The sequence below is a fragment of the Devosia sp. genome, from assembly GCF_965229025.1.
GTDB lineage: Bacteria > Pseudomonadota > Alphaproteobacteria > Rhizobiales > Devosiaceae > Devosia_A.
The window spans coordinates 1,441,358-1,461,420 of the sequence record NZ_OZ245853.1; the positions used below are offsets into that span (position 1 = coordinate 1,441,358).

The following is a 20,063-nucleotide window of genomic DNA, read 5'->3' on the forward strand; positions in this document are numbered from 1 at the left end:
TTCCACGTTTCATGACTCGACGCCATCTCTCAGCTCATCGGCCACCAGCCAGCGCCGCACTTTCCTTTGAAATCCGCAGCGCCAGCATCGCGCCATTCAGCACCGTGAACAGCACCGCCACCCAGATCAGCCCGAGCACCATCGGTGTCACAAAGATTTCGGCGACGACCAGCATGTAGTTGGGATGCGAAACGAACTTGTAGGGCCCACGACGCACCAGTGGCTCATCGAGGATGATGATCCGCGTCGTCCAGCGCGCGCCAAGGCTCGCGAGGATCCACACCCGAAAGGCCTGCAGCACCGCATAGACGGCGAGCCAGACCAGCGAGACCTCCGCCTGCCACCCGAAGATCAGCAGCGCCGCGATCCAGCTCGCGTGCAACGCGACAATCAGCGGATAGTGTTCCGCCCCAACTTCTCGCGCTCCACGCGCCATAAGCCGCGCCGTGTTGCGCCGTGCCAGCCAGAGCTCGCCGAGACGCTGCAGGATGACAAAGCCGATGAAAAGCAGTGCTGGAATCGACGCCATCAGTCGAACCTCACCGGCAGCACCGATGCGGTAAAACCCGGCCCGAGTGCTGTGAGCAGCATGGTGCCGCTCGGCTGGTCGGCCATCACGCGCTTCAGCACGAACAGCGCAGTCGGGGCAGACATGTTGCCGAACTCGCGCAGCACTTCGCGTTCATGGTCGAGCACGCCCTGTTCAAGGTGCAGCGCCGATTCGATGGCTTCCACCACCTTCGCACCGCCCGGATGGCAGATCATCCGGCTCAGGTCCGACTGCTCCAGCCCAAGCTTTTTGAGGCTGCTCGTCACCGCGTCGGCGAGGTTCTGTTTGACGAATTCGGGGATCGAGCGGTCGAAGATCACGCCGAACCCGTCGCGATCGACGTCCCAGCCCATGATCGGTAACGTATCGGGCCAGGTGTGCTCAGCGCCCTGCCCCAGCACCGGCGCATCATCGCTCGCCGTCGAGACGCAGGCAGCCGCAGCGCCATCGCCGAACAGCACGGTTGCAATGATATCGGCCTTCTGCAGCCGGTCGGCGCGGAACGACAACGTGCAGGTTTCCACCGCGACCAGCAGCACCTTGCTCCCCGGCGAGGCGGCGGCGAGGCGAGCCGCCAGCGCCAGCCCGGTCACGCCACCGGCGCAGCCGAGCCCGAACACCGGCACGCGCTGCACGTCATCGCGGAACGCCATGCTGCGCATCGCGCGGGCCTCAAGCGTCGGCGTCGCGATGCCGGTCGAGGAGATGGTGACGATCGTATCCACATCCTCAGCGCGCCACCCGGACTCATCCAGCGCCTTCTGCGCTGCATCAATGAACAGCGCCGTCGCGCCCTCAAGGTAAGCTTTGGTGCGCGATGGCCAGTCCTGTACCTCTTCGAACCAGTCGAACGGCACCACCGAATAGCGGTTGTCGATACCGGCATTGTCGAACGACTTGGTCAGGCGGTCGAAATCGGCATAGCGGTCGCCCAGCACGCGGCGAGCGACGGTCTTCACCATGTCCTGCGGGCATTGATATCCAGGAACGGCCGTTCCCACTCCGAGCAGCCGGGCTGCTGGCATCGACGCATGGAAGTTCATGATTGGTCCTGTGTGGTGGCCCGGACAGATGACTTTTGGACCTTCCACTTCAACGGGCCCTGCATGAGACCGGTTCATTCACGATGTCGTCACCCCCGTTCACGGGGTTGTCAGCCAGTGCCGGACAACAGCGCTTGCGGTGATCGCAATTGCGCACCATCCGTAAGCAGTTGATCTTCCTCCTGATCCAAAGAGCTCCCCGCCATGTCTCTTGTCACTCCCTCGCGACCGTCTGCGGCCCCTTGGCTTGGATTTGTCGCCATGTGCGTGGGCATGTTCATGGCCATCCTCGATGTGCAGGTGGTCGCGACCTCGCTCCCCGCCATCCAGGCGTCGCTCGGCATCGCGCCGGACCAGTTGAGCTGGCTGCAGACCGCCTATCTCATCGCCGAGGTCATCGCGATCCCCCTCACCGGCTACCTCACCCGCCTCCTCACTGGCCGTTGGCTCTTCGTCATCGCCATCGGGGTGTTTTCCGCAGCCTCCCTCGGCTGCGCCATGAGCAACAGTTTTGAGACGCTGGTCACCTGGCGCGTGGTCCAGGGTTTCGCCGGCGGCACCCTGATCCCGTCGGTCTTCTCGGCGGTCTTCGTGCTGTTCCCGGTGCGCAGCCAGGGTCTCGCCACCACCGTTGCGGGCCTGCTCGCGGTCCTCGCTCCGACCGTCGGCCCGATCGTCGGAGGCTGGATCACCGAGACCTTCTCCTGGCACTGGCTGTTCCTGATCAACATCGTCCCCGGCATCCTCGCCGGCATCGGCGCCGCAAGCTTCCTGCCGCGCGACAAACCGGATCCCTCGGCGCGCGGCGCCCTCGACTGGCTGTCACTGCTGATGATGGCCGCCGCTCTGGCCAGCCTCGAGATCGGCCTGAAGGAAGCCCCGAGCCGTGGCTGGCTCTCGCCAAGCGTCCTCGGCCTCCTCGCCGCCTCCATCCTCATGATCGTCGGCTTTGCCCGACGCACGCTGAGTTCGAGCCAGCCCGTAGTCGATCTGACAACGCTCAAGGACCGTACCTTCCTCATCGGGTGCGTGCTGAGCTTCGTGCTGGGCATCGGGCTCTTCGGGTCGGTCTACCTGATGCCGGTCTTTCTCGGCTTCGTGCGCGGCCACAACGCGCTTGAGATTGGTACCATCATGCTGGTCACCGGCGTCGCGCAACTGGCGACGGCCCCGGTCGCTGTCTATCTCGAACAACGCGTCGACGCCCGCTGGCTAACCGCCGCCGGATTTGTCGTCTTCGCACTCGGCCTCGGCCTCAGCGCCTTCCAGACCGTCTCGACCGACTTCACTGAAATGATCGTGCCGCAACTGCTGCGCGGCGTCGCCATCATGTTCTGCCTCTTGCCGCCCACCCGCCTCGCTCTCGGCGCGCTGCCGCTCGACCGGGTCCCGGACGCCAGCGGGCTCTTCAACCTGATGCGCAATCTCGGCGGTGCCATCGGCCTCGCGCTCGTCGATACCGTGATCTACGGCCGCGCCGCCGGACATGGCCAGGACATCATCGCCCAACTCACCGCCGGCAACGTCGACACCGCCACCGCGATCGGCATCCCCGTCGCCCTCTTCGCCTCCCGCGCCCCCGGCCCCCTCGACAGCGCCACCCAGGCGATGGTCGCCCCACTGGTCGAAAAAGCCGCGCTGACCCTCTCGATCAACGAAGCCTGGGCCCTCGTCGCGATCCTGACAATCGCCGTCGTCGCCCTGCTGCCGTTCACGCCAAAACCAAAGGCCGGCGCAGCGGCCATCGCCGCGCACTGAGGTGCACCACAGCCGCCCGTCCCTTCTCCCCGTCGGGGAGAAGGTGGCGCGAAGCGCCGGATGAGGGGTCCGCATCGCAAAGCGATGCGCGATCCGAGCGTAGCGAGGAGCGAACCCTACTCCAGCCCCAGCTTCTTCTTCAAAATCTCGTTCAGCGCCTGCGGATTGGCCTTGCCGCCGGAGGCCTTCATCGCCTGGCCGACGAACCAGCCGATCAGTGTCGGCTTCGCCAACACCTTCGCCACCTGGTCCGGGTTGGCCGCGATGATGTCGTCGACAACCTTCTCGATGGCGCCGAGATCGGTCACCTGCTTCATGCCGCGGGCTTCGACAATCGCTGCCGGATCGCCGGTCTTGTCGTCGGTGATGATGATCTGCAGCAGGTCCTTGGCGATCTTGCCTGAAATCGTACCATCAGCGACGAGGTCGACGATCCCGGCGATCTGGGCGGGCGTGATGTGGGTTTCGTACATCGAAAGCCCGAGCGAGTTCGCATAGGCCGAAATATCACCCATCACGAGGTTCGCCACGGCCTTGCCGTCGCGTTTCTTGCCGCCATGGGCGACTGCGGCCTCGTAATAGTCGGCGCTCTCGCGCTCGAGCGTCAGCACCATCGCGTCATAGGGCGTCACGCCATATTCAGTGATGAACCGCTCCTGCTTCTGGTCGGGCAGTTCCGGCAGATGCTTGGCCAGTTCGTCAACAAACGCCTGGTCGAACTCCAGCGGCAAGAGGTCCGGATCGGGGAAGTAGCGATAGTCGTGAGCCTCTTCCTTACTCCGCATCGAGCGCGTCTCGCCGGTCTTGGGGTCGTAGAGCCGGGTCTCCTGGTCGATCGAACCGCCATCTTCCAGAATATCGATCTGGCGGCGCGCCTCGTACTCAATGGCCTGGCCCGCAAAACGGATGGAGTTGACGTTCTTGATCTCGCAGCGCGTCCCAAACGGGCCGCCCGGACGCCGCACCGACACGTTGATGTCGGCGCGCATCGAGCCCTGCTCCATGTTGCCGTCGCAGGTGCCGAGGTAGCGCAGGATCGTCCGCAGCTTGGAGAGGTACGTCTTGGCCTCTTCCGAATTGCGCAAATCGGGCTTCGAAACAATTTCCATCAGCGCCACGCCAGACCGGTTGAGGTCGACAAAGCTCATGTTGGGGTGCTGGTCGTGGATCGACTTGCCGGCGTCCTGCTCAAGGTGCAGCCGCTCGACGCCGATCTCGATCCGCTCGGTGCCCATGTCGAGATAGACGATGCCCTCGCCGACGATGGGGTCCTTGAACTGGCTGATCTGGTAGCCCTGCGGCAGGTCCGGATAGAAGTAGTTCTTGCGATCAAAGATCGAGCGCTTGTTGATCTGCGCCTTCAGCCCCAGTCCGGTGCGCACCGCCTGGCGGACGCATTCCGCGTTGATCACTGGCAGCATCCCGGGCATCGCCGCATCAACGAAGCTGACATTGGAATTGGGCGGACGGCCGAACTCAGTCGATGAGCCCGAGAACAGCTTGCTCTCCGAGGTCACCTGCGCATGCACTTCCATGCCGATGACGATCTCCCAATCCCCGGTCTGGCCCTTGATGAAGCTCTTGGGGTTCGGGGTGCGCGTGTCGATGAGGGTCAAGGGACGTACTTCCTATTCGTCGATGTCGGGCACAGGGCCCGTGTAGGGGGACAGGCGCTTTTCGAGCCGGACGCTGGTCTGCGCGTCGCTCCGGTGCGGCCCGTCGGGCTTGAGCACCATGATGCGATAGCCCTGGTGCTGGTAAAAGTTCACGGCGCGAACATTGTCGCTCAACGTGTCGAGCTGCACCCGTTCGGCGCCTTCGAGCTCGAGGATCGATTCCATCCGCCGCAGCAGCAGCGTGCCGATGCCGCGGTTCTGCAATGGCGGGGTCACGAACAGATACGGGATATAGGGTCGGCTCCGCGCCCGCGCGCACCAGCCAACGGCAATCTCGTCTGCCTCGGCGACAATCACCCGGTCGAGCAGCTCATGCACCACCTGGCTCAGCCGGCGCTTTTCTACCGCCGGGCTTGCCGCCTCGCCACTGAGGAACGGGCGCAGATCCCGGTCCCACGCCAGCAAGGCGATATCGGCGAGCCGTTCGGCTTCGCTCGACATGGCTTTGCGGATGGTCACACCTGCGGACGTCATCGGGTTATTCCTCGCTCGCGCCAGTTCAGCCCTGACGCTTCCGTGCGGCGATAATGCCCTTTTCGTAATTCACATTCCAGCTGATCAGCGTGCGCCAGATCAGCTCGGCCTGGTCCTCGTCTAGCTCCAGTTCCTCGGCGCGCTTGCGCTGCTTGGCGATGACGGCCTCGATCCGCACCGGGTCATGCGCCTCGTGCGGGTCGGTCTTGATCTCGGCCATCCGCGTCACATAGCGATGCCGCTCGGCGAGCAGCGTCAGCAGCCCCTGGTCGATGCGGTCGATCTCGGCGCGCACATCTTCCTTGGTCATGCAGTCGGCGGGGGCTTTGGTCACGATGGGTCTCGGCTGGGTCAGGTCGGTGTTGCTGGTTTGCACCGACAGGGCGTCGATTGCAACCGGGGGGCTCCTCCAAATGCCGCAGCTTTGCTATTCAGAAGTTGTTCATCGCCGGGGTTCGGCGATGGCAATTTCGTGATCAGGTGCTTTATGTCCAGCCAGCTGGAGACTGCGTAAAACCCCGTCCGCCCACGCGCCCAATGGTCGCGTGACGTGCCGTGACGGGGTTTTGGAACCCGGCTGCTGCCAGGCGTGATGCTGGCCGCGGCCCGCTCCGACGCATCCCCAAAGGCCTGAAATCATGGACATTTCCCGCGAAGAACAGCGGGTGCTGCATGCACTCGCGCAGGGCGGCAGCATTCACGCCCGCAAATCCGAAAACGGCAAGATCATAGCCGTCGGCTGCTTCACCCGAACAGGGTGGCAGATGGACGGCTGTACGCTCCACATCTTCAGAAAGCTCAAGAACAAGAAGGCCATAGCCTCATCGGGCGGCCGCCCATACCAGATCACCCGACGTGGCCTGGAACTGGTCAGAAGTGAAGTCGACAACCGCTAGACCGACTTATCCCCGCCTCGGCGTCCTGTGCTAAATTCACAGGACGTTGGGCGAGGAAAGGTCAGTGCTGGATGCAGCCAATGTCTGCCTTAATGTTGCGTGACGCCGCTCAGCGCGCGGGCTATGTGTTCCCACTCCGCCGAGACGCTGGCGGTCGCGCGCTTCTTGCCGGCGCGGCGATACCAGTAGTCGGCATTGCCCATGTCGGCTTCGATCCAGTGCAGCAGCGCATGCACCCAGTCGAACTCGAACACGCCTTCCATCGTCTGGATGATGGCATGCGCCTCATCCCATTCAGGGCCAACCTTGAAAGCCCCCTTCTTGATCCACCACAGCGCCTGCAGGGGCTTTGACATGTCCTTGGGCGGGGCCGACCAGTCGAGGGTCGTGAAAACATCGGCCATGGAGCCAGTCCTCTGAAACGAAATCGCCGGTTTGGCCGGCAGTTCGACAAGTCTCAATTTGCGCATGGGCGGGAAATAGGGCCCAAGCGCCCGGAATTCAAGGCGTTTCGGCTTACCACCACTTCGACGGCGAGAAATCGGTGGCAGCGCTGCGCTCGATCACCCGGCCCGCCGCGAACAATGTTTCCTCGTCAAAGGGCTTGCCGATCAGCTGCAGACCAAGCGGAAGACCTGCAGAATCCTTGCCGGCTGGCACCGCGAGACCCGGCAATCCGGCCATGTTCACGGTCACCGTGAAGACGTCGTTGAGATACATCTTCACCGGGTCCGCCTTCATGTCCTCGTCGCCAATTCCGAAGGCAGCAGAAGGAGTTGCGGGGGTGAGGATAGCATCTACGCCATCATGGAAAGCCGTCTCGAAGTCGCGCTTGATCAGCGTGCGGACCTTCTGGGCCTGCACGTAGTAGGCGTCATAGTAACCGGCAGACAGCACATAGGTGCCGATCATGATGCGGCGCTTCACCTCGCGGCCGAAGCCCTCGGCGCGAGTCAGCTCATAAAGGTCAGTGATGTCCTTGCCGCTAACGCGCAGCCCGTACTTGACCCCGTCATAGCGCGCGAGGTTCGAGGACGCCTCAGCGGGTGCCACGATATAGTAGGCCGGCAGCGCGTACTTGGTGTTGGGCAGCGAGATGTCGCGCACCGTCGCGCCCTCGGCCTTCAGCCAGGCAATGCCCTGCTGCCAAAGCGCCTCGATCTCGGCCGGCATGCCGTCCATGCGATATTCGCGTGGAATACCAATGGTCAGCCCCTTTACGCCGCGCTCAACCGCAGCAGCGAAATCGGGAACGGCCAGCTGCGCGCTGGTCGAATCCTTGGCATCAAACCCCGACATCGAGGTCAGCATGATCGCCGCATCCTCGACCGTGCGGGCGATCGGCCCGGCCTGATCGAGCGAGGACGCAAAGGCCACCACGCCCCAGCGTGAGCAGCGGCCATAAGTCGGCTTGATGCCAACCGTCCCCGTCAGCGCCGCCGGCTGGCGGATCGAGCCGCCGGTATCGGTAGCAGTCGCCGCGGCGCAAAGCCACGCAGACACCGCTGCCGCAGAACCGCCCGAGGACCCACCGGGCACCAGCTGAGCGTTGGAATCCTTGGCCCGCCACGGGTTGATCACGGGACCGTAGTACGACGTCTCGTTGGACGAGCCCATGGCGAATTCGTCCATGTTGAGCTTACCCAACATCACGGCCCCGTCGCGCCAGAGCTGGCTCGTCACGGTCGATTCGTATTCCGGCTTGAACCCATCGAGGATGTGGCTCGCCGCCTGCGTGTGGACGCCCTTGGTGCCAAACAGGTCTTTGATGCCAAGCGGGATGCCCTCGAGCGGGCCACCCTGCCCGGTCGCGAGCTTTGCGTCGCTCTGCTTGGCCTGTTCAAGAGCCGCATCCCCCGTCACCGCCACATAGGCGTTGAGCTTGGGGTTAGCAGCGTCGATCGCATTAAGATAGGCGCTGGTGAGCTCGGCAGAGGTGAAGGATTTGGCCTTGAGCCCGTCGCGGGCCGCAGCAAGGGTCAGGCGGGTAAGGTCGGTCAAGGCTTGGCTCGCGGTAGGGACGCGGAAATCTCGTTTGCCGTTCCTACAGAGGAAGGGCGCTTCTCGCAACCGTCAGGCGGTAGCGGGGGTGGTGAGCGATTTCTCGAAGAACGCCGACCACTCGCTGTCCGGGTAGTCGAGGAAGGCCCCGCGCGGCGCAAAACCGCTATTGGTGTAGAGCCGGACGGCGCCATCAAAGCCCGGCCCGGTGCCGGTTTCAAGCATCAGTTGCCCAATGCCCTTGTCTACAGCAAGTGCCTCGATGGCCCCCAGCAGCGCCGATCCGACCCGCTTTCCGCGCACTTCGGGCCGTGTGTACATGCGCTTGACCTCAGCCAGCTCCGTCGAATGCACCTTGAGTGCACCGCAGCCCACCGCCCGGCCCGACTCGTCTCGGGCAACAAACACCGTCGTGTCGGCACCGGCCATCTGCTCCACGGTCATCTTGAACTGGAACTCGATCGGCGATAGCGGCAGCAGATGCTCGTTGAGCAGGGCTACCAGTTCGCGCACATCGTCCTGCAGCGGGCTCTCGACCGCAACCGAAATCGCCATGACGCTTACTCGACGACCTTGGGCACCATGAAGAAATTGTCTTGGCTGAGCGGCGCGTTAGCGACGATCTTGTCCGGATAGCCACCATCGGCGACCTTGTCTTCGCGCTGACGCAGAACCATCGGCGTCACAGAGGTCATCGGCTCGATGCCGGTCACATCGACTTCGCTCAGTTGCTCGACAAAGCCTAGGATCGTGTTGAGCTCGGACTGATAAGTCTCGACCTCGGACTCTTCGATCCGGATACGGGCGAGGCGCCCGATGCGCTTAACGGTGGCAGCGTCGACCGACATGGGTGGCTCCGAAAGGCTTTAACGTCACCGGCTTCTAGCAATGAAGGAGCGAGAAGAAAAACGAAAAGCTTTGATGGGCTGCATCAAACTTCCAGCGCCAGCGCCTTCTCGAGGGCGACTAGCGCCGTGCCATCTAGACGATCCCGCAGCGCCGCAAAGGTCCGCTCCACGTCCGCATCGTCACCCGCCACGGCAATCAGGCGCGGCCCAAGCGCTGCGAGCGCCGCCTCTGCAGCGCGTTGGCCAAACGCAACAACCACCGCATCCCGCCCCCACCGACCGGCTGCCGGAACGTCGCCTGTCACCAGCAACAGCGGCGGCTCGCCCATCGCGTCCACCACTACCACGCCGCCCTCTGCCAGGAACGTGCGCGGCAATTCTAATGGGCTATCCTCAAGCACCGAGCCCGCGCGCCGTGGCTGCCAGCCCTTGAGATCAACCACCGGTCCCGGTGCCGCGACCTCAAAGGTCGCATCAGCCCCGCCGACCAGTTCCTCCGTCGCCACCCCACTTATCCCCGCGGGATCGGACACGAGTATACTGCCCCCAATATAGATGCGCAGCGTGGTGCCGCCGAACCAGGTGAGTTTCATCGGTCCTCAAGGGTGTGAAAGATGCGGGCAATCCAGATTTCGTCGGAGCGAACTTCATAGTGCATTTCGTAATCGCCGATCAGAAGCCGCCTAATCTCCCGGGATCCAGCGTGCTCAATCAGCTCGCCAATTCTGGGTTGATCGCGGGGGCGGGATGGCGCCGCATGAAGCATTTGCGCGACACGCGCGGCCGCCCGACGACTTTTCGGACGGAGGAACTCTGCGAGCCGAACGAGATCGGAGGACGCCTTGCCCGTCCAGCGAACCTTCATCTCTTGCGCGGCGCCGGAGGCGGAAGCGGGTTATCGGTATCAAGGCTCGCGGCCCAGGCTGCGACATCCTCGTCTTCGACGATGTCGCCTTTCTCGGCTGCATCTAGCGCTTCCAGACTCAGGCGAAGTTTGTGCTCTTCCCGTCCAATCCAGTTCGCCAGCGCCTGCTTCACGATCCAGCCACGCGAGCGTTCCATGCTCTTGGCGTAGCCGTCGACCTTTTCCGCCATCTCTTCGGGAATGTGTGCCGTCACTACGCGCGTGGTCATGTGCAGCTCCTAATCGTTATCAATCATAGTGATTGCTTCCGATTAAGTCGAGTTCGTGGTAGCGCAATGCCATGACCGATACTGCAGCCGATGCGCCCAATCCCCTCGCCGCCCTCCCCCCTACCGGCAAGCTCCTCGGGCTCGACCTTGGTACCAAAACCATTGGAATCGCTATCGCCGACGGCATGCGCTACTCGGCCACCCCGCTCGAGACCATCAGGCGCACCAAGTTCACGCAGGATGCCGAGCGCATCATCCAGCTGATCGCCGAGAATGCCGCGGTCGGCATCGTCATCGGGCTGCCGCTGAACATGGATGGCTCCGAGGGTCCGCGCGTGCAGTCAACCCGAGCCTTTGTCCGCAACCTGCTGCCCAAGATCAGCATCCCGGTGGTGTTCTGGGACGAGCGACTATCAACCAGCGCCGTCACCCGTACCCTGATCGAGGCCGATGTCCGCCGGGACAAGAGGGCAGAGGTGGTCGACAAGCTGGCGGCAAGCTACATTTTGCAGGGGGCACTGGAGCGCCTGCGCCGGGGATAATCGCCCCAGCGGCTTGCCAGTCTCGTGCACGCGCGCTAGACCCCCGCGAACATTGGGAACGGAGCGGCATGGCACAGGTTTCGCCAGCACAGGGAAGTGGCCTCAGGGTGCCATTTCGCCATCGACACCTCCTCGGCATCAGCCAGCTGAACCAATTTGAAATTGTCGATCTTCTGGATCGCGCTGAGGCGATGATCCCGATCTCGCGGCAGCCGCGCAAAATCCTCCCCACGCTGACCGGCAAGACCCAGATCAACCTGTTCTTTGAGAACTCCACCCGCACCCAGGCGAGCTTCGAGATCGCCGGCAAACGGCTCGGCGCCCAGGTCACCAACATGTCGGTCAAAACCTCGTCAGTCGCCAAGGGCGAGACGCTGGTCGATACCGCCGCGACGCTCAACGCCATGCAGCCCGACGTGATCATCGTCCGTCACTCGGCGTCCGGGGCGGTGGAGCTGCTCAGCCAGAAGGTCGGCTGCTCGGTGATCAATGCCGGGGACGGCTCGCATGAGCACCCCACCCAGGCCCTGCTCGACGCGCTGACGATCCGCCAGCACAAGGGCGATCTCGCGGGTCTCACGGTGGCGATCTGCGGCGATATCGCCAATTCCCGCGTCGCCCGCTCCAACCTCCTGCTGCTCGGCGCCATGCAAGTGCGCACTCGCGTCATCGCCCCGCGCACCCTTTTGCCGCGCGGCATCGAGGCCCTCGCCACCGAGGTCTTCACGGATATGCGCGAGGGGCTGAAGGGCGCCGATGTGGTGATGATGCTGCGCCTCCAGCACGAGCGCGCCAATGGCCGGATGATCCCCTCTGTGCGCGAGTACTATCATTTCTATGGTCTCGACGAGGAAAAACTGAGCTTTGCCAAGCCCGACGCCATCGTCATGCACCCCGGCCCGATGAACCGCGGCGTCGAGATCGACCCCGCCATTGCCGACGGTCCCCGTTCGGTGATCACCGAGCAGGTGGAGATGGGTGTCGCCGTGCGCATGGCGATCCTCGATACCCTGCTTGCCGACCCACAGCGGAACGAACCATGAGCGCGTCCCAGGTTATCGTCGGCGCGCGGATCATCGACCCGGCCACCGGTCGCGACGGCCCCGGCGCCCTGCTGATCGTTGACGGCAAGATAGCAGGCCTTTCCAACGGTGCGCCGCAAGGCGTGCCAGACGGCGCCGAGGTCATCGACGCCAAGGGCCTCGTCCTCGCCCCGGGCCTCATCGACATGCGCGTCTTCACCGGCGAGCCGGGCCACGAATATCGCGAGACCCTCGCATCGGCGGCGGCTGCAGCCGCGGCCGGAGGCGTTACTAGTTTCGTCCTGATGCCAGACACCAGCCCGGTGATCGACGATGGCGCGCTGGTCGATTTCCTGCTCCGCCGCGCCAAGGCGACGGCCTCGGTCAATATCCTCCCCGCGGCCGCCATCACGCGCGGCCTTCGGGGCGAGGAGATCACCGAGTTTGGCCTCCTCAAGGAAGCCGGCGCCGTGGCGCTGACGGATGGGCAGCAGTCGATCCAGTCGGCCGGCATTCTCCGTGCCGCCTTCACCTACGCCCGTAATTTTGACCTGCCCGTGCTCCACCATATCGCGGACAAGACACTGGTTGGCGACGGCGTGATGAACGAGGGCACCCTCGCTACTCTCTCCGGCCTTCGTGGCATTCCCGTCGAGGCCGAGAGCATCCCCCTCGCCCGTGACCTGCAACTCGCGTCCCTCACCGGCGTGCGCTACCACGCCGCTCAGATCTCAGCCGAAAGCTCCGTGGCTCTGATGGCCGCCGCGAAGGCGCGCTCTGCCGCAGTGTCCTGCGGCATCTCGATCAACAACCTCAGCCTCAACGAGAACGACGTCGGCGCCTACCGCACCTTCTTCAAGCTCGCCCCGCCGCTGCGCAGCGAGGACGATCGCCGCGCGGTAGTCGAGGGTCTGCGCGCCGGCACCATCGATGTCATCCACTCCGCCCACGATCCGCAGGATAGCGAGGTCAAGCGCCAGCCCTTTGCAGAGGCCTCAGACGGCGCGATCGGACTCGAAACGCTGCTCGCTGCCGCCTTACGGCTGGTACATTCCGGCGATGTGCCGCTGCTGACGGTGCTGCGCGCGATGACGGTGCGGCCTGCTGAGATCCTCGGACTTTCTGCCGGCCGTCTCGCGGTGGGCGCCCCGGCCGATCTCGTGCTGTTCGACCTCGATTTCCCGTGGGTGGTGAAAGAACAGTCGCTGCGCTCCCGTTCGCGCAACTCGGCCTTCGAGGGCGCGCGGATGCAGGGCGCGGTGATGCAGAGCTTCGTTGCAGGCAAGTCCGTCTTCCGCCATGCTGCGCTCAGTGGGGACTATTCAGCATGAACTACATCGTCGCCGTCGTTATCGGCTACCTCCTGGGCTCGATCCCTTTTGGGCTGCTGCTGACCCGTGCAGTCGGCATCGATATCCGGGCCGTCGGCTCGGGCAATATCGGCGCCACCAACGTGCTACGCACCGGCAACCGCTGGCTGGCCGCTGCAACGCTGATCCTCGACGCCGCCAAGGGCGCCGCCGCCGTGCTGATTGCGCGCTGGTTCCTGCTGTCGGTTCCGGGTGCTGAAACCATCCTCTCCGACAAGCTGGTGGTCTTTGCCGCCGGGATCGCCGCAATGGTTGGGCACGTCTTCCCGGTCTGGCTGAAGTTCAACGGCGGCAAGGGCGTTGCGACCTATATCGGCGTGCTTCTGGCCCTCAACTGGATCGTAGGTCTGGTGTTCTGCGCCTGCTGGCTGCTCATCGCCTTTGCCCGCAAGTACTCGTCCCTCGCCGCGCTGACGGCTGCCGCAACGGCGCCGCTCTTTGCCTACGGGCTCGATAGCCTCGAAATGGCAGCGGCCGTGAGCATCATGACGTTGCTGCTCTACTATCGCCATTGGGGCAACATCCGCCGCCTTTGGAACGGCACAGAGCCAAAGATCGGCTCGGAAAAGACCAAGGCGAGCTGACGGATGCGGCGCGACGGCACCAGCCTCACCGCCGCACAGCGCCTTGCGTGGCTCCGCCTGATCCGCACAGAGAACATCGGCCCGCAGACGTTTAGGCAGTTGATCAACCGGGAAGGGTCGGCGGAAGCAGCCTTGGCCGCACTGCCGGCCATCATGCAGCGGCTGGGCCGCCCGACGCGTATTCCGACGCTAACCGAGGCCGAAGACGAAGTGGCGAGGCTCGATCGCCTGGGTGGCCGCTTTGTCGGTTCGGGCGAGCCTGACTACCCGACACTGCTGCGCTACATCACGGGTTCTCCGCCGCTGATCGCCGTCGCGGGAGGCGAGAGCATCGACTGGAGCCGCACGGTGGCCATGGTTGGCGCTCGCAACGCCTCCGCCGCTGGCCAGAAGATGACCCGCATGCTGGCTGAGGATTTGGGTGACGCCGGTTATGTTGTCGTCTCGGGGCTGGCACGGGGTATCGATGCAGCCGCCCACAAGGCGACCCTACGCACCGGCACCGTCGCAGTATTGGCAGGCGGCATGGACCACATCTATCCCGATGAGAACATTCCCCTTGCGCGAGACATCCTCGCCAATGGCGGGGCACTCCTCACCGAAATGCCGGTCGGCTGGGAGCCACGCGCCCGCGACTTCCCCCGCCGCAACCGGCTGGTCTCTGGACTGTCGCTTGGCACCGTAGTGGTCGAAGCGGCCAAGCGCTCGGGATCTCTGATCACCGCCCGGCTGGCGCTGGAGCAGAACCGCGAGGTTTTCGCGGTCCCCGGCTCGCCGCTCGATCCCCGCGCCGAGGGCGGCAATTTGCTGATCCAGCAGGGCGCCAAGCTCATCACTGGTGCCGCCGATATCATCGAGACCCTGCGAGACGCTGATCCTTCTCGCACCAGCCTCCTTGAACCGGACTGGCTGCCGGAAGCGGAGCCGTTCGATTTCACGCCGCCAACTGGCGATGAGATGGCCCAGCTCCTCGATTCCCTGAGCGTCACTCCAACGGCAATCGATGACGTGATCCGCGCCACCGGCATCGGCAGTTCGCGCATGCAGTCGCTGCTGCTGGAACTCGACCTCGAAGGCAGGATCGAATGGTCGAGCGGGCAACTGGTTGCTCTGCGCCCCTAGCCCAACTTTTCTTCCCCCCTATAGGGGGAACACAGAGCCATGCCTTTGTGGCGGTTGACAGCCCTACCCCGCTTCACCATGTTGCGCCGCGTTTGCAGGCCACCGTTGAAAGTTCCCTAAATGAAGCTCGTCATCGTTGAAAGTCCGGCTAAGGCCAAGACAATCAACAGCTATCTAGGCAAGGGCTATGAGGTCCTGGCGAGCTTTGGTCACGTCCGCGATTTGCCGGCCAAGGACGGCTCGGTGCTGCCCGACGACGATTTTGCGATGATCTGGGAGGTCGACGCGCAATCCAAGAAGCGGCTCGCCGACATCGGCAATGCGCTGAAAAATGCCGACGAACTGATCCTCGCAACCGACCCGGATCGTGAAGGCGAGGCGATCTCCTGGCATGTGCTCGACGTCCTCCGGCAAAAGAAGCTGGTCAAGGACAAGCCGGTCAGCCGCGTGGTGTTCAACGCCATCACCAAGTCGGCGATTACCGAGGCCATGCTGCATCCGAGGCAGATCGATGAGCCGCTGGTCGATGCCTATCTGGCGCGGCGCGCTCTCGACTATCTGGTCGGCTTCACGCTCTCTCCCATCCTCTGGCGCAAGCTTCCCGGTTCGCGTTCCGCGGGACGGGTGCAGTCCGTTGCCCTGCGCATCGTCTCCGATCGCGAAAGTGAGATCGAAAAATTCAGAGCCCAGGAATACTGGAGCGTCGCCGCTCGCCTCAATGAAAAAGGCAAGGCTTTCGAGGCCCGGCTCTATTCGGTCGACGGCAAGAAGACCGACAAGCTGGATGTCGCGAGCGGCGCCGAGGCCGAAGCGCTCAAGGCTGCCATTGAAGGCGGCAGCTTCAGTGTCAGTTCGGTCGACAAGAAGCCGACGCGCCGTAACCCTTATCCGCCTTTCACCACGTCGAGCCTGCAGCAGGATGCCTCGTCGCGGCTGGGCTTTTCGCCCAACCGCACCATGCAGATCGCGCAGCGCCTCTACGAAGAAGGCGTGATCACCTACATGCGTACCGACGCCGTACAAATGGCACCGGAAGCCATCGAGCAGGCCCGCCGCGCCATCGTCAAAGAGTTTGGCGCCGAGTACATCCCGGAAAAGGCCCGCATCTACCAGACCAAGGCCAAGAACGCCCAGGAAGCTCACGAAGCGATCCGGCCGACGGATATGTTCCGCAATCCGAATACGCTCCGCGCCGATCCCGACCAGTTCAAGCTCTACGACCTGATCTGGAAGCGCACCCTCGCCAGCCAGATGCGTGCGGCGGAGATCGAGCGTACCACCGCCGACATTTCCGTCTTCGCCACCAGCCGCGACATCGCGCTCCGCGCCATCGGCTCGGTCGTGACGTTCTCCGGCTTCCTCGCGCTCTACGGCGTCGAGGCCAAGACAGATAGCGATGAGGACGACGAGGACAGCCGCGAGTTGCCGCCGCTTGCCGTCGGCGACCGACCCAAGCTTGAGCAGGCGCTTATCGAGCAGCACTTCACCCAGCCGCCCTCGCGCTACACCGAGGCGAGCCTGATCAAGAAGATGGAAGAACTCGGTATTGGCCGACCCTCCACCTATGCCGCAACCATTACCGTGCTGCAGGATCGAAACTATGTGCGGCTCGAAAAGCGCTCGCTGATCCCTGAGGATCGAGGTCGTATCGTCACGGCCTTCCTCGAAAATTTCTTCGCCAAGCTGGTCGAGTACGGCTTCACTGCCGGCCTTGAGGAAAAGCTCGATGAGATCTCAGCCGGCACCCTTGAGTGGAAGGACGTGCTGCGCGAGTTCTGGACCGACTTCACCAAGCAGACCGACGAGATCAAGGATCTGCGCGTCTCCGAGGTGCTCGACGCACTCAACGAGTCGCTCAAGGACCACATCTTTCCGGCCAAGGCCGACGGCTCCGATCCGCGCCGCTGCCCCACCTGCGGCACCGGCCAGCTGTCGCTGAAGCTCGGCAAATTCGGCGCCTTCATCGGCTGCTCGAACTATCCTGAATGCAAGCACACGATGCAGCTCTCCGATGCCGCGTCCGGCTCCGAGACGGCCACACCGGGCGACGGGATCCTCGGCGTTGACCCGGAATCCGGCCTCAACGTGCTCTTGAAGTCGGGCCGGTTCGGCCCATATGTCCAGCTTGGCGACGGTGACGAGCCGAAGCGCTCCTCCCTCCCCAAGGGCTGGACTCCTGACGGTCTGACCTTGGAACGGGCGCTTCAGTTGCTGGCGCTGCCCCGCGCGGTCGGCAATCACCCGGAAACGGGCCTGCCGATCAGCGCGGGAATTGGCCGCTACGGACCGTTCATCTTGCATGACGGCACCTATGCCAACCTCCCAGATGTCGAGGAAGTCTTCACCGTCGGCCTCAACCGGGCTGTTGACCTACTGGCCGAGAAGGCCGCCGGTGGCGGGCGCTTCGGCAAGGGCCGCGGGGCGGCGATTGCCGCGATCAAGAGCTTCGAGCACGAAGGCGGCGCTATTGCCGTCCGCGCCGGGCGCTATGGGCCTTACGTGAATCAGGGCAAGGTGAACGCCACGCTGCCCAAGACGCTGAAGCCCGAAGACGTAACGCTCGAGCAGGCGCTTGAGCTGATCATTGCCAAGGGCGGTGCACCGTCCAAGAAGAAGGCGCCCGCTGCCAAAAAGGCGCCTGCCAAAAAGCCCGCCGCCAAGAAAGCGACTGCGGCCAAACCGGCGGCCAAGAAGCCTGCCAAAGCGGCAGCAAAACCGAAGGCGGTAACGACCGCCTAAAAGAAAGAGACAATGGCGAAACCGCCGCAAGACAAGACCAAAACCAAAGTCCCACGGCAGTTCGTCGTGGGCACCCTCCCCTCGCGGGAGGCCATCCTTGAAGCCATGGCCGAGGACCCGAACCTCGACGGCAAGCGCGACCTCGCGCGCCATTTCGGGATCCACGGCGACATGCGCACCCCGTTCAAGGTGCTGCTGAAGCAGATGGAAGGCGAGGGCTTTATCGCCCGCACCCGCAAGGCCATCCGCCGCACTGCCGCCCTGCCCGCTGTCACCGTACTCGACATCCCGGCCGACGCCGACCCGGACGATCTCCACGCCTTCCCGGCCCAGTGGAACGAAGAGGAAGGCGAACGCCCGCGCGTCATCGTCGAGCAGCCCAAGAACGCCCGCGTCGTCCCCGCTCCGGGTGATCGCATCCTCGCGCGCATCGATGCCGGCGACGGCGACCTGCCCCACTACACCGCCCGCGCCATGAAGATCCTCGAAAAGCCGCGCCGCGGCCAGATCGGCATCGTGCGCATGGACGAAGACGGTGCCCGCCTGATCCCCATCGACCGCAAGCAGAAGGAAATGCGCATCGAGCGCGGCGACCTCGGCACGGCCGGCGATGGCGACCTGGTGGAAGTCGAGGTCAAGATCACTGGCCGCATGATGATCCCCAAGGCCAAGGTGGCGGCGGTGATCGGCAACCCGCGCTCGGAAGGCGCGGTGTCGATGATCGCCATCCACAACCTCGAAATCCCCTATCGCTTCCCCAGCGCCGTGCTGAAGGAAGCCGAGGACGCGAAGGAAGCCAGCCTCAAGGGCCGCGAAGACTGGCGGCACATTCCGCTGGTCACCATCGACCCCTATGACGCCAAGGATCACGACGACGCCGTCTACGCCGAGCCGGATACCGACCTGGCAAATGCCGGCGGGCACATCGTCTACGTCGCCATCGCCGACGTCTCGGCCTACGTAAAACCGGGCACTGCGCTCGATCGCGAAGCATATCTGCGCGGTAACTCGGTCTATTTCCCCGACCGCGTCGTCCCGATGCTGCCGGAGCGGATTTCCAACGACCTGTGCTCCTTGAAGGAAGGCGAAAACCGCCCGTCCCTCGCGGTGCGGATGATCTTCAGCGCCGACGGCCGCAAGCTTACGCATAGCTTCCACCGCGTGCTGTTCCGCTCGGCCGCCAAGCTCAGCTACCAGCAGGCTCAGGCCGCCATCGACGGCAGTCCCGACGACAAGACCGGCCCGATCCTTGATACCATCCTCAAGCCGCTGTGGCGCGCTTACGGGTCTATGGCGAAGGCCCGCGACAAGCGTGGCCCGCTCGACCTCGACCTGCCCGAGCGCAAGATCATCCTCGATGCCAAGGGCATGGTGGCCGATGTCCGCGTGCCGGAGCGTCTGGACGCTCACCGCCTCATCGAAGAGATGATGATCGCAGCAAACGTTGCGGCCGCTGAGACGCTGGAAAAGCACCGCAGTGCCCTGCTCTACCGGGTCCACGATACGCCCAGCCAGGAAAAGCTGATGGGGCTCAGGGACTTCCTCAGTTCCCTCGATCTGCCTTTCAGCAAATCCGACGCCGTGCGCCCTGTCGATTTCAACCGCGTGCTCGAAAAGGCCAAGGGGCTGGGCAAGACCCAGCAGGTGTCCGAGATCGTCCTCCGCACCCAGGCGCAGGCCGAGTATGCGGCGGAGAATTATGGCCATTTCGGCTTGAACCTCGACCGCTACGCCCACTTCACCTCGCCGATCCGCCGCTACGCCGACCTTATCGTCCACCGCGCCCTGATCACCGCGCTCGATTTCGGGCCGGACGGCCTGACCGACGCTGAAGTCACCAAGCTTCAGGGCATCGCGCAGCACATCTCCTCGACCGAGCGCCGTGCCATGCTGGCCGAGCGCGAGACCGCCGACCGCTTGCTGGCGCAGTTCCTCGCTGAAAAGATCGGTGTCGAATTCGAGGGCCGGGTCTCGGGCGTTACCCGCTCCGGCCTTTTCGTGAAGCTGAGTGAAACCGGCGCCGACGGCTTCATCCCCGCCTCCACCCTCGGACAGGACTACTATCGGTACGTCGAGGAAATGCAGGCCATGGTCGGTGACCGCACCGGCGAGACCTTCCGCATCGGCGATCCCGTCAAGGTCCGATTGCTAGAAGTCGCCCCGGTTGCCGGCGCGCTCCGCTTCGAACTGCTCTCCGAAGGCGGCCGCGGCGATCCGTCATCTGTGAAACGTGGTCGCAAGGGCCCATCTAGACCATCAGGCAAGGCGGGCGCATACCGGAAGTTCGCCAGGAAGAAGAGATAG

General features: G+C 64.0%; 21 protein-coding genes. 9 read left to right on the forward strand and 12 right to left on the reverse strand.

The window, feature by feature from the left end; all coding sequences use genetic code 11:
* Positions 1-34: 34 nt before the first annotated feature.
* Positions 35-529 (reverse strand): isoprenylcysteine carboxyl methyltransferase family protein, encoded by a 495-nt coding sequence (locus tag ACO06J_RS07180; RefSeq protein WP_421760020.1) that lies wholly within the window; start codon positions 527-529, stop codon positions 35-37.
* Positions 529-1,593: a type III polyketide synthase gene (locus ACO06J_RS07185; protein ID WP_421760021.1), complete on the reverse strand. Its 1,065-nt coding sequence runs from the start codon at positions 1,591-1,593 to the stop codon at positions 529-531. The genes ACO06J_RS07180 and ACO06J_RS07185 overlap by 1 nt, the downstream gene beginning before the upstream one ends.
* A gap of 204 nt (positions 1,594-1,797) precedes the next feature.
* Between ACO06J_RS07185 and ACO06J_RS07190 the strand changes: the two genes are divergently transcribed.
* Positions 1,798-3,351 (forward strand): DHA2 family efflux MFS transporter permease subunit, encoded by a 1,554-nt coding sequence (locus tag ACO06J_RS07190; protein WP_421760022.1) that lies wholly within the window; start codon positions 1,798-1,800, stop codon positions 3,349-3,351.
* A gap of 116 nt (positions 3,352-3,467) precedes the next feature.
* Here the strand turns inward: ACO06J_RS07190 and gatB are convergent, their stop codons facing one another.
* The 3 genes from gatB to ACO06J_RS07205 are packed head-to-tail and all read right to left on the reverse strand — an operon-like array spanning position 3,468 to position 5,835.
* Positions 3,468-4,967 (reverse strand): Asp-tRNA(Asn)/Glu-tRNA(Gln) amidotransferase subunit GatB, encoded by a 1,500-nt coding sequence (gene gatB / locus ACO06J_RS07195; protein WP_421760023.1) that lies wholly within the window; start codon positions 4,965-4,967, stop codon positions 3,468-3,470.
* A 12-nt stretch (positions 4,968-4,979) separates the two neighbouring features.
* A complete protein-coding gene (locus ACO06J_RS07200) occupies positions 4,980-5,501 on the reverse strand; it encodes a GNAT family N-acetyltransferase (protein ID WP_421760024.1) in 522 nt (173 codons plus the stop codon).
* Between the two features lie 25 nt (positions 5,502-5,526).
* A complete protein-coding gene (locus ACO06J_RS07205) occupies positions 5,527-5,835 on the reverse strand; it encodes a chorismate mutase (protein WP_421760025.1) in 309 nt (102 codons plus the stop codon).
* A gap of 304 nt (positions 5,836-6,139) precedes the next feature.
* Here ACO06J_RS07205 and ACO06J_RS07210 point away from each other — a divergent pair, with 304 nt between their 5' ends.
* The gene (locus ACO06J_RS07210; RefSeq protein WP_421760026.1) at positions 6,140-6,397 is read left to right on the forward strand and encodes a YjhX family toxin; all 258 of its coding nucleotides are present in this window, start codon (positions 6,140-6,142) and stop codon (positions 6,395-6,397) included.
* Positions 6,398-6,486: 89 nt separating this feature from the next.
* Here ACO06J_RS07210 and ACO06J_RS07215 read toward each other — a convergent pair whose 3' ends face one another.
* From ACO06J_RS07215 to ACO06J_RS07245, 7 genes are all read right to left on the reverse strand, one after another.
* Complete coding sequence (locus ACO06J_RS07215) at positions 6,487-6,801, reverse strand: hypothetical protein (protein WP_421760027.1); 315 nt, start codon at positions 6,799-6,801, stop codon at positions 6,487-6,489.
* Positions 6,802-6,913: 112 nt separating this feature from the next.
* A complete protein-coding gene (gene gatA / locus ACO06J_RS07220; protein WP_421760028.1) occupies positions 6,914-8,398 on the reverse strand; it encodes an Asp-tRNA(Asn)/Glu-tRNA(Gln) amidotransferase subunit GatA in 1,485 nt (494 codons plus the stop codon).
* Between the two features lie 72 nt (positions 8,399-8,470).
* Positions 8,471-8,953 (reverse strand): GNAT family N-acetyltransferase, encoded by a 483-nt coding sequence (locus tag ACO06J_RS07225; protein WP_421760029.1) that lies wholly within the window; start codon positions 8,951-8,953, stop codon positions 8,471-8,473.
* 5 nt (positions 8,954-8,958) lie between these two features.
* The gene (gatC, locus tag ACO06J_RS07230) at positions 8,959-9,246 is read right to left on the reverse strand and encodes an Asp-tRNA(Asn)/Glu-tRNA(Gln) amidotransferase subunit GatC (protein WP_421760030.1); all 288 of its coding nucleotides are present in this window, start codon (positions 9,244-9,246) and stop codon (positions 8,959-8,961) included.
* 83 nt (positions 9,247-9,329) lie between these two features.
* Positions 9,330-9,839 carry a hypothetical protein gene (locus tag ACO06J_RS07235; protein ID WP_421760031.1) on the reverse strand — a complete coding sequence of 170 codons (510 nt, stop codon included), beginning with the start codon at positions 9,837-9,839 and terminating at the stop codon, positions 9,330-9,332.
* A complete protein-coding gene (locus tag ACO06J_RS07240) occupies positions 9,836-10,111 on the reverse strand; it encodes a type II toxin-antitoxin system RelE/ParE family toxin (protein WP_421760032.1) in 276 nt (91 codons plus the stop codon). The genes ACO06J_RS07235 and ACO06J_RS07240 overlap by 4 nt, the downstream gene beginning before the upstream one ends.
* Positions 10,108-10,380 (reverse strand): CopG family ribbon-helix-helix protein, encoded by a 273-nt coding sequence (locus tag ACO06J_RS07245; protein WP_421760033.1) that lies wholly within the window; start codon positions 10,378-10,380, stop codon positions 10,108-10,110. Before ACO06J_RS07245 ends, ACO06J_RS07240 begins: the two co-directional genes overlap by 4 nt.
* A 71-nt stretch (positions 10,381-10,451) precedes the next feature.
* Here ACO06J_RS07245 and ruvX point away from each other — a divergent pair, with 71 nt between their 5' ends.
* From ruvX to rnr, 7 genes are all read left to right on the forward strand, one after another.
* Positions 10,452-10,922, forward strand: coding sequence for a Holliday junction resolvase RuvX (gene ruvX, locus ACO06J_RS07250; RefSeq protein ID WP_421760034.1), 471 nt, complete (start codon positions 10,452-10,454; stop codon positions 10,920-10,922).
* 68 nt (positions 10,923-10,990) lie between these two features.
* Complete coding sequence (locus ACO06J_RS07255) at positions 10,991-11,965, forward strand: aspartate carbamoyltransferase catalytic subunit (RefSeq protein WP_421760035.1); 975 nt, start codon at positions 10,991-10,993, stop codon at positions 11,963-11,965.
* Positions 11,962-13,275 (forward strand): dihydroorotase, encoded by a 1,314-nt coding sequence (pyrC, locus tag ACO06J_RS07260; RefSeq protein ID WP_421760036.1) that lies wholly within the window; start codon positions 11,962-11,964, stop codon positions 13,273-13,275. The genes ACO06J_RS07255 and pyrC overlap by 4 nt, the downstream gene beginning before the upstream one ends.
* Entirely contained in the window at positions 13,272-13,898 is a 627-nt protein-coding gene (plsY, locus tag ACO06J_RS07265; protein ID WP_421760037.1) for a glycerol-3-phosphate 1-O-acyltransferase PlsY, read from the forward strand. Before pyrC ends, plsY begins: the two co-directional genes overlap by 4 nt.
* A 3-nt stretch (positions 13,899-13,901) precedes the next feature.
* On the forward strand, positions 13,902-15,020 hold the full coding sequence (gene dprA / locus ACO06J_RS07270; protein WP_421760038.1) for a DNA-processing protein DprA: 1,119 nt from the start codon (positions 13,902-13,904) through the stop codon (positions 15,018-15,020).
* Between the two features lie 120 nt (positions 15,021-15,140).
* Positions 15,141-17,759 (forward strand): type I DNA topoisomerase, encoded by a 2,619-nt coding sequence (gene topA / locus ACO06J_RS07275; RefSeq protein ID WP_421760039.1) that lies wholly within the window; start codon positions 15,141-15,143, stop codon positions 17,757-17,759.
* A 12-nt stretch (positions 17,760-17,771) separates the two neighbouring features.
* Entirely contained in the window at positions 17,772-20,063 is a 2,292-nt protein-coding gene (rnr, locus tag ACO06J_RS07280; protein ID WP_421760040.1) for a ribonuclease R, read from the forward strand.

Coding starts and splice junctions, on each gene's coding strand:
- ACO06J_RS07180 (WP_421760020.1), bottom strand. CDS start 529: ATGGCGTCGATTCCAGCACTGCTTTTCATCGGCTTTGTCATCCTGCAG.
- ACO06J_RS07185 (WP_421760021.1), bottom strand. CDS start 1,593: ATGAACTTCCATGCGTCGATGCCAGCAGCCCGGCTGCTCGGAGTGGGA.
- ACO06J_RS07190 (WP_421760022.1), top strand. CDS start 1,798: ATGTCTCTTGTCACTCCCTCGCGACCGTCTGCGGCCCCTTGGCTTGGA.
- ACO06J_RS07200 (WP_421760024.1), bottom strand. CDS start 5,501: ATGACGTCCGCAGGTGTGACCATCCGCAAAGCCATGTCGAGCGAAGCC.
- ACO06J_RS07210 (WP_421760026.1), top strand. CDS start 6,140: ATGGACATTTCCCGCGAAGAACAGCGGGTGCTGCATGCACTCGCGCAG.
- ACO06J_RS07215 (WP_421760027.1), bottom strand. CDS start 6,801: ATGGCCGATGTTTTCACGACCCTCGACTGGTCGGCCCCGCCCAAGGAC.
- ACO06J_RS07225 (WP_421760029.1), bottom strand. CDS start 8,953: ATGGCGATTTCGGTTGCGGTCGAGAGCCCGCTGCAGGACGATGTGCGC.
- gatC (WP_421760030.1), bottom strand. CDS start 9,246: ATGTCGGTCGACGCTGCCACCGTTAAGCGCATCGGGCGCCTCGCCCGT.
- ACO06J_RS07235 (WP_421760031.1), bottom strand. CDS start 9,839: ATGAAACTCACCTGGTTCGGCGGCACCACGCTGCGCATCTATATTGGG.
- ACO06J_RS07240 (WP_421760032.1), bottom strand. CDS start 10,111: ATGAAGGTTCGCTGGACGGGCAAGGCGTCCTCCGATCTCGTTCGGCTC.
- ACO06J_RS07245 (WP_421760033.1), bottom strand. CDS start 10,380: ATGACCACGCGCGTAGTGACGGCACACATTCCCGAAGAGATGGCGGAA.
- ruvX (WP_421760034.1), top strand. CDS start 10,452: ATGACCGATACTGCAGCCGATGCGCCCAATCCCCTCGCCGCCCTCCCC.
- ACO06J_RS07255 (WP_421760035.1), top strand. CDS start 10,991: ATGGCACAGGTTTCGCCAGCACAGGGAAGTGGCCTCAGGGTGCCATTT.
- pyrC (WP_421760036.1), top strand. CDS start 11,962: ATGAGCGCGTCCCAGGTTATCGTCGGCGCGCGGATCATCGACCCGGCC.
- plsY (WP_421760037.1), top strand. CDS start 13,272: ATGAACTACATCGTCGCCGTCGTTATCGGCTACCTCCTGGGCTCGATC.
- dprA (WP_421760038.1), top strand. CDS start 13,902: ATGCGGCGCGACGGCACCAGCCTCACCGCCGCACAGCGCCTTGCGTGG.
- topA (WP_421760039.1), top strand. CDS start 15,141: ATGAAGCTCGTCATCGTTGAAAGTCCGGCTAAGGCCAAGACAATCAAC.
- rnr (WP_421760040.1), top strand. CDS start 17,772: ATGGCGAAACCGCCGCAAGACAAGACCAAAACCAAAGTCCCACGGCAG.